We start from the raw sequence: 8,070 nt of genomic DNA on the forward strand, positions 1-8,070 counted from the left end.
TAATGCTTGCGAGGTTTATGTAAATATAAAAAATTTATTTTCCAATTCACCATATTTATGTAAAATTAAATCATGCACTAACTAATCTGTAGATGTTCTTGTCCCAATTCTGTGGTTTTCCAAGTCTTCAAACATTTGACGTACACTCATTGGTTTTTTACCAGTCAGCATTTCAAAATCGTTAGTACAGAAGCTCATCTGATCTTTCCTTATTGCTGCTCCAAAGGTTACCATCCCTGTAGAACAAAATGGAAACGCTTTTGCACTCTCTGCCCATTCTCCATCTGTATATCTTGGAACACCAATAGAATCAAAAAATTTATACATTTCATCATCATCAATAAAGGAATAAGCTACTTTTTTTCCTGTTACTTCAGCTCCAATTTTTACAAATTCATCTATAGTAAGTGCCTCTGGACCACTGATATAGTAAATTTTGTTATCTTCCCCTGCCCCAGCTGCAGCACAGGCTGCTGCTTCTGCACAATCATTTCTTGCAATATAAGCCATACGTCCATCACCCATATTAGTAGCAACTATACCATCCTTATTAGCAGCATCTTCAAATGCAGAAATCATTGCTTCACAATACTGAGAATCTCTTAAGATTACATACTTTAAGTCCGTGGAAAAAATATAGTTTTCTGTATACTGATGGTCTACTTTTTCGTAGGATTCACAGGTGTCATCACCACTTCCTACGATAGATGTATAAATAACTTTCTTTACTCCTGCTGCCACCGCAGCATCGATTGCATTCTTATGTGCATTTCTTCTCTTTTCCCCAACAAAAGGCATAGAAATCAAAAGCAAGACTTCGCCACCCTCAAAGGCTTCTTTTAACTGAGCAGGATCATTGAAATCTGCACGACGAGTTTCAACTCCCTGATTAGCATACTGCTCTAAAGTCTTTAAATTTGGAGCCGTAAAAATTAAATTTTCAAATGGCACTTTTTTCATGATACTTCTAGCTGCAAAGCCGCCAAAGTTACCGTCAACACCTGTCATTATTATCTTTCCCATAAACATTCTCCTTTTATTTATCTTGTTATAAAATTAACTAATTTGTTAACTTAATTATATTGGATATGCTATAAAAAAGATAACGGAAAAACACAATAAACATTAGAAGCATTACTTATGATTTTTAGTATTAAACCCTTCCAGAGTAGCTTTAATAAAATCATCAATAATAGGTTTTTTGTTTGTTCTATTTCTTGCAATGCAATATTCTGACTTATGATGTGTATCTTTTAACTTTAACATATGTATATTGTCGTCTTGAGTCATTACCTCTTCTGAAACTATTGCTACTCCATTATTCGCACTAACCATAAGAAGCAATTCATCAAAGGAGTCTGCTTCCTTTTCAATATTAGGTTCAAAACCATCTTTTCTACAGGCATCAACCACAGACTGATAATATACTGTACTAAAATCCTTAGAAAATACTATTAAGTTTTCATTCCTCAGATCATATCCATATACTTCAGATTGCTCATGCCATGGATGGTTAACAGCTGTAATCACGCATATATTACTAGTAAAAAGAGGAAATACCTCAACATTTTTTGCTCCTTCAATATCATGCCCAATTCCGAACACAACATCTACAGTGTTCTTTTCTAATTCCTTAACTGATTGTGAAAAATTCTTTTCTTTCATCTGAATATTAATGTCTGGATACTTCATTGAAAACCTTCTCAAAACAGGAGGCAAAAATTTTTTTTCTATTGGTCCAGTTATTCCAATACTAATACTACCATGATACCCTTGTTCTAATAATTTTGCTTTACGTACAGCTTCATAATATTTCTCTACAAGCTGTTTACTACTTTGATAAAAGCTTTTTCCTGAAAAAGTCAATTTAGGACGGTATTCACTTCGATCAAACAATTTCAATCCTAGTTCTTGTTCCATAGATGCAATTTGCTGGCTAATTGCAGTTTGTGAAATATAACATTTTAAGGCTGCTTTCGTAAAACTTCCTTCCTCTACAGCAGCTAAAAAATACTCAAGCTTTCTTATATCCATTGTTTAATCACCCCATAATTTTATATTAATGATATTGAGATATGTAATGATGTTATTCAAGTTTTGACAACCTAACTAGGTCCATCGCTCTGTTAGTTATTATATCAATAGTCTTAGATATTTCATTTGTAGCGTTAGATTGGCTATTAGCAATAAACCCAGCTTCATTTATATCTTTTAATACTGCTTCTAATGTCTTTCCAATCTCCTCTAAAGATTCAGATACCTTTTTAGCCGTTTCTTTGCTTTGGCCTGCAAGCTTTCTCATCTCTGTGGCAACAACAGAAAAACCTTTTCCGTGAGTACCAGCCCTTGCAGCCTCTATAGCAGCATTTAGCCCTAGTAAGTTCGACTGAGCTGAAATTGCCTGTATTAAATCAATTGAACTGTTCCCCAATTTTATACTTTCTTCTGCAACTTTAGCGTTATCTCTTATAGAGTTAACCATATTATTTAAGGATTTTGCTCCTTCAGCAATTTCCTGTACGGAAGCATTTGTTTCTTCAAGCGATGCAGTAAGGTCCTCTGAAGACTCTTCAATGTGTGATTCTTTCTCCATGCTCTGTGTTATACAAAAAAAACCTATAACTTCATTATTCGAATTAAGAACAGGATCGATAGTAGATCTAATTGCTATACCTGAAACGTCCCTTGGAATAATACTGATGTATGCTTTTTTAGTTCTTGCTATTTCATCAATCACGTTTTTATAACCTTTTTCTATCAGCGAATCACCAACGTTAAAAGGAAGCTTTATTTTATCTCCTTGGACAATTGCAAGATAACTAGTTCTGTCACATACGGCCATAGCGATATCTTGATGTAAAAACCTTTTCAAAAAAGGAGCTGCATCTATTAGTGTTTGTAAATTCTTATCAACCATCAGTTTTCACCTCTTATCTACATTTTTGCTAATAAGTATATCATATTTACGCTCATAAAAATATATTCGGTAAGATAAAACCGCCATCTTTTTTCACCAACTGTACTTTGAGTATAATTTGCAACTAACTATTTGGTATTATGAGTATATTAATTAGAATATCTTACCTATTATATAATGTTAGTAAATAATTAAGTTAGCAGTATATTTACAAAATGTTAAAAGCCTTTAGGATTCCATTATATATTTTAGACCAGCTAGTAAAAGTCAATAATTTTTTATAAAAAATTTTATTAATAAAAATGGGCATCACAAAAAATCCATTGAAAAACACGAACAATGGAAATTGACTCCTAATTATTTTAGCCGTTAGGCTGCTGGTTTAGATAGCTTATTAAGATACATTTTTGTATGTATTTTAGGGTCACGCTGTTCATACTCTTTTTGGTTTTTAAGAACAGAGAATATGTAGTTAATTAGCTTATGCATTATTGCAACTAAGCCTACTTTCTTACTTTTACCTTTCATATTCTCATTATAGAAATTAAGTAGAACTCTATTTATAGGTTCGCCATTTCTATTAGTTCTCACAGAAGCTAATGCGACAGCGTAGAGGGCTCGTCGCCCAATTCTGGTACCACGTTTAGACATAGTATTTCTGTCACTGTTAAATTTACCAGATTGGGTAACAGAAGGATCTAAGCCGAAATAGGCAACTAAATGTTTAGGTTTAACAAAACCTTTAATGTTGCCGATTTCACTCATTATTGTGATGGCAGTTATTTCACCAACACCTGGTATTGAGTAAATCAATTGTACATTTTTCTTAAATTCATCAGAAATTCTATCACTACGCATTAATATATGTATTTCAGCTAATAGGTTTTCAATTTGGATTTCCAATGATTCTATTACTGCAATAGTATTAATTATTTTTATAAATAAACTTGGTGATTTAAGACCAATGTAAACAGCTTCTTCCGCAACATCATATAGCTTTTTATAAGTTTTTTCACTATGCGCTAGTCCTTTTCTCGAATTAGTTGAAATGAGGTTAATGAATTCATCTCTATCAGCATTTATAATTGCTTCGGGACTAGAATACTTTTTTAGAATAGCAGTTGACGTTTTACCTGTAATGTCTGAAAAGACAGAGCTATAACTAGGAAATATAACTCTTAAATCAGTAGAAAGCTTTTTCTTAAATGTAGATTTACTATCAGTAAATTTATAGTAATCTCTGCAAAGAGACTTTAAAGTATAGATTTCAACATCAAAATTAGAAGAATATTTAACATTTTGAAATTTATCTATAGTAGCAATGGTTAATGCATCCTTTTTATCATTTTTCACTTTTCTTATGTCACCATTCTTGTTACAATTAGTAATGAGTGGATTAAGGATACACACTTCAAATGTATCTTTAAGAAAGTGGAAAAGAGTAAGGTGGTATATGCCAGTAGATTCCATGAAAATGCCAGTTTTCATGTTAAACTCTTCTTCCACTTTTTTAATTTGATCTACTAGGTAATCAAAACCATTTCTATTATGTATAATCTTAAAAGGCTTTCTATAAATTTCACCGTCAGGTGCTAGTATAGCAACTACTGAGAAATCTGCTGATACATCAATTCCAACTGTTGGTCTATAAAGAAATTTACTCATATATATTATCTCCTTTGTTTATGAGATAGAATAGATATTCCATTTCTATCAGTAATTTTGTAACCTTGTTTGTGACACAGGTAATTCCCGGAGGGAAACCTAACCAGCTAAACACAGAATCTCACTGATGGAATGATATGCTAATTTACGGGTAATAATGACTCGGTAGAGTCACTTCCCAGGAGGTGTCCATCTATCCTCTATTCAGGAGATATTATACATCAATATTTACTAATTTGGTTTCCCATTAGGGAAAAATAGAAAACTAAGTTAGAGTAGAAATACGAACCCTATCGGGTAAAAAAATTAAGAATAATAAGAGAAAATTGAGTTGTAATGTTCATAAATAACATAGATAGTTTTCTATTGAATGTTATGACTGTATTATACAAGGAGGTAAAAATAAATGTTAATTATCGGAGAATTAATAAATACAAGTAGAAAATCAATACGTGAAGCTGTTGAAAAGAGAGACGGACAGTATATACAGCAAATTACAAAAGCTCAAGAAGAATCAGGGGCAACATACATTGATGTTAACTGTGGTACATGCATAGAGACTGAAATTGAGACTATGGAATGGCTAGTTGACAATATACTTCAAGCAACTAATCTACCATTATGTATAGACAGTCCTAACCCATTAGCTTTAAGAGCAGGATTAATGAAAGCTAAAAACGGTAAACCAATGATCAACTCTATAACAGATGAAACTCCAAGATGGAATGCTGTATTACCTTTGGTAAAAGAGTTTAATGCTAAAATTGTAGCATTATGTATAGATGATGGTGGTATGCCTAAAACAAACGAAGATAGAATAAGAATCGCACATACAATAATCACAAAGTTAACTGCAGAGGGAGTTAATGTAGATGACATATATATAGATCCCCTAATAAAACCAATAAGTGCAGGAGAAAAGAATGGAATAGAGGTTTTATCTGCAATACAGCAGATCATGGAAAGCCATCCAGGAGTACATACTACCTGCGGACTAAGCAATATATCCTATAGTCTACCTGCAAGAAAAGTATTGAATAGATTATTTATGGTACAAACTATGGCTAGAGGAATGGATTCGTATATCTTAGACCCAACCAATAAAGAAATGAGAGCAGCACTACTTGCATCTCAAACATTACTTGGACAAGACAGGTTCTCAAGAAAGTTTATAAAAGGATTTCGTGAAGGTTTATATGAATATATAGAAAGTATAAAAAAACAATAACAGTTGTTGATTCAGAGTGCTTTCAATTTGCTAAAGCCCATCTCTTTACTAAGGATAAATATGCTACTAAGACGAACATTAAGTTATTAATAAATCCCACGTTAATAGATCTCAGTTAGAGTATCCCGTATTACCAACAATCCCACAGTATTGATAAATGCAGCATTAGCAACTGTGGCATTAAGGATAAGCTATATTTTATCCTTAGTAAATTGATATATTTTATTAATAATCAAGAGAAAAGTGTGTGATATAAAAATTCAAACTATATATAAATTATCAAGTTTTTGAAGGAGGAGATATTATGAGTAAAAGACTAGTTGAAGCTATGGCTGCCCTTGATGAAGATGTTGTATTAGAAGAGGTACAATCATTAAAAAATCGAGGAGTAGAACCACTAGAAATTATAGAAAGCTTACAGGAAGGTATGAGCATAGTAGGAAAGAGATTTGAAAGTAAGGAATACTTCTTATCAGAGCTTATCATGTCTGCAGAAGTATTCAATGAGGCTACAAAGTTATTCGGAGGCATGGATAAGTCCGGAAAATCCAAAAATGGAGTTTTTGTTTTAGGAACTATTTATGATGACATACATGACATCGGAAAAAACATTGTAACTACAGTAATGAGAAGTAATGGCTTTGAAGTTATAGACTTAGGAGTTGACGTATCTACAGCAAAATTCATTGAAGCTATCAGGCAATATAAACCTAAAGTAGTGGGTATATCATGTCTTTTGACTACATGTTTTGATAATGTAAAAGAGTGTATACAAGCAATAAAAGATGCAGGACTTAGAAATGGTGTAAAGGTTTTAATAGGGGGAGGTCCTATTGATGAAGCCACTGGTAAATATGTAAAAGCGGATATAGTAGCGAAAAATGCACAGAATACTGTAGATTACTGTAAACAGTTTGTGGGGGTATAATTATATGGAAGCAACGAAAGAATTGTATAATGAACGTATAACAAGAATCAAGAAAGCAATAAAATTAGAAAAAAACGACAGAACACCTGTCATTCCTTTTGTAGATGCTTTCCTTGCTACTGCAACTGGCGTTAAATTATCTGATTTTGTATTGGATCTAAATAAATCTCATGAGGTTATGATAGATGGAACGAAATTGCTTGGTGATATTGATGCAGCAAGTGGTTCCTGTTCAACTGCACAACTTTCAGGGATGATATGTCTCTCTAATTTAAAACTCCCGGGACGTGAACTTCCCGACAATATGCTTTGGCAGATTGATGAACGTGAAGTAATGACTACTGATGATTATGATACTATACTAAACAATGGATTTGAGGTTTTTCAAGCGAACTATCATTCTACAAGAATAAATGTAGATCTAGCAGCAGTAGGTGAGTGGGCATTAAAATGTCCACAATTTGATAAGGATATGAAGGATGAGGGATATCCAATTTATTTAGGAGGAGCAATATCACATCCAATTGATTATTTAAGCGGAGGTCGTACTATGGGAAAATTCATGGTGGACTTAAGAAGAATGCCTGACAAGATAGAGGCAGTAATGGATGTTATTACTGATGCCAATATTAAAGCAATGAAGCAAGTTGTTAAAAATGCTGTAGAGCCAGTAACAGTATTTGTAGCCATGGCACGCGCATGTCCCGATTTCTACAATCCTAAGATGTGGGAAAGGTTTATTTGGAAATATCTAAAAAAAATAACTGAGGCAATAATAGAAACAGGAATACCTGCCAGTTTCCATGTTGATGCTAATTGGGAGCGTGGATTAGATTATTTTAGGGAATTTCCTAAAGGTACCTGTGTTTTTGAAACAGATGGTACAACTGATATTTATAAAATTAAAGAAAAATTAGGCGACCGTATGTGCATTAAAGGTGATGTTCATGCCGCAAAACTAGCATTGGGAACACCTGATGAAGTATATAATTACAGTACTCAATTGATAAAAGATATGGGAACAGGTTTTATACTTTCCTCTGGCTGCAGTGTACCTGCAAATGCAAAGCTTGAAAATGTAAAAGCTATGATAGCAGCCGCAACGGGAAAATAAAAGATAACGACTTAAGTATATACAATGATTTAATATAAAAAGATGAGTTCTGCATTAAATAGAAGTCATCTTTTTTACTACCGCCTATATTTATAGTTTTAGTTTATACAATCACTTTTTAGTTACACCAATTGATTATAATAACTACTTGTCTTGTAAAATTAATAAGCAGGAAAAGAGTATAGGTAGAGAGTCATCATTTTCACCTAAGTTAATAC

At 32.9% G+C, this 8,070-nt stretch carries 7 protein-coding genes; 3 read left to right on the plus strand and 4 right to left on the minus strand.

Features of this window, described 5'->3' with window-relative positions:
- Positions 1-81: 81 nt before the first annotated feature.
- From P8V03_RS18515 to P8V03_RS18530, 4 genes are all read right to left on the minus strand, one after another.
- The gene (locus P8V03_RS18515; RefSeq protein WP_318799302.1) at positions 82-1,023 is read right to left on the minus strand and encodes an NmrA family NAD(P)-binding protein; all 942 of its coding nucleotides are present in this window, start codon (positions 1,021-1,023) and stop codon (positions 82-84) included.
- A 111-nt stretch (positions 1,024-1,134) separates the two neighbouring features.
- Entirely contained in the window at positions 1,135-2,034 is a 900-nt protein-coding gene (locus P8V03_RS18520; protein WP_318799303.1) for a LysR family transcriptional regulator, read from the minus strand.
- A 52-nt stretch (positions 2,035-2,086) separates the two neighbouring features.
- Positions 2,087-2,917, minus strand: coding sequence for a methyl-accepting chemotaxis protein (locus P8V03_RS18525; RefSeq protein WP_318799304.1), 831 nt, complete (start codon positions 2,915-2,917; stop codon positions 2,087-2,089).
- Between the two features lie 369 nt (positions 2,918-3,286).
- On the minus strand, positions 3,287-4,582 hold the full coding sequence (locus P8V03_RS18530; protein ID WP_318799305.1) for an IS110 family RNA-guided transposase: 1,296 nt from the start codon (positions 4,580-4,582) through the stop codon (positions 3,287-3,289).
- A 406-nt stretch (positions 4,583-4,988) separates the two neighbouring features.
- Here P8V03_RS18530 and P8V03_RS18535 point away from each other — a divergent pair, with 406 nt between their 5' ends.
- The 3 genes from P8V03_RS18535 to P8V03_RS18545 all read left to right on the plus strand — a co-directional run bounded on the left by P8V03_RS18535 (position 4,989) and on the right by P8V03_RS18545 (position 7,852).
- A complete protein-coding gene (locus tag P8V03_RS18535) occupies positions 4,989-5,810 on the plus strand; it encodes a methyltetrahydrofolate cobalamin methyltransferase (protein ID WP_318799306.1) in 822 nt (273 codons plus the stop codon).
- 304 nt (positions 5,811-6,114) lie between these two features.
- Positions 6,115-6,738 (plus strand): cobalamin B12-binding domain-containing protein, encoded by a 624-nt coding sequence (locus P8V03_RS18540; protein WP_318799307.1) that lies wholly within the window; start codon positions 6,115-6,117, stop codon positions 6,736-6,738.
- 4 nt (positions 6,739-6,742) lie between these two features.
- A complete protein-coding gene (locus P8V03_RS18545) occupies positions 6,743-7,852 on the plus strand; it encodes a uroporphyrinogen decarboxylase family protein (protein ID WP_318799308.1) in 1,110 nt (369 codons plus the stop codon).
- Positions 7,853-8,070 lie beyond the last annotated feature (218 nt).

The organism is Clostridium tanneri, assembly GCF_033659955.1.
Taxonomy (GTDB): domain Bacteria; phylum Bacillota; class Clostridia; order Clostridiales; family Clostridiaceae; genus Clostridium_AM; species Clostridium_AM tanneri.